Here is a 425-nt window from a genome sequence, read left to right as displayed (position 1 = left end):
GACGTCGTCGCGCTCGGCGAGCACGTCGACCAGCGCCCGGGCGTCGGCGATCTCGTAGTCGGGGTCGGCCAGGTGGATGCGCCCGCCGGAGGCGCCGAAGCCGCGGGCGGTGTAGGTCAGCACCAGGTAGCCGTCGTCCGCCAGGTCGTCGGCCTGCTCGACCAGGTCGTCCTTGCTGCCGCCGAACCCGTGGGTGAGCAGCACCGCCGGGTGCGGCCCGTCGCCGTCGGGCACGAACACCGAGGTGTCGAGCTCGACCTCCGCACCGCCGGGCTCGGGACCCACGGCGACCAGCGCCTCGCTCACGCGCGGCCCCGCCGTTCCCGGGTCGTCGGTCGCGGCGGCGGGGGACAGCAGGGCCACGGGGGCGGCAAGAGCCAGGGCGAGGGCGCCCGCGAGGGCGGCAGTGGAGCGGGCGCGCATGC

General features: G+C 77.2%; 1 protein-coding gene. It reads right to left on the bottom strand.

The features are described from left to right. Positions 1-425: alpha/beta hydrolase (locus tag QWY29_RS19775; protein WP_300962951.1), on the bottom strand; the 425-nt coding region annotated here is incomplete at both ends.

Source organism: Nocardioides abyssi, assembly GCF_030412915.1.
GTDB lineage: Bacteria > Actinomycetota > Actinomycetes > Propionibacteriales > Nocardioidaceae > Nocardioides > Nocardioides abyssi.
This window is presented reverse-complemented; position numbering and strand designations above follow the sequence as displayed.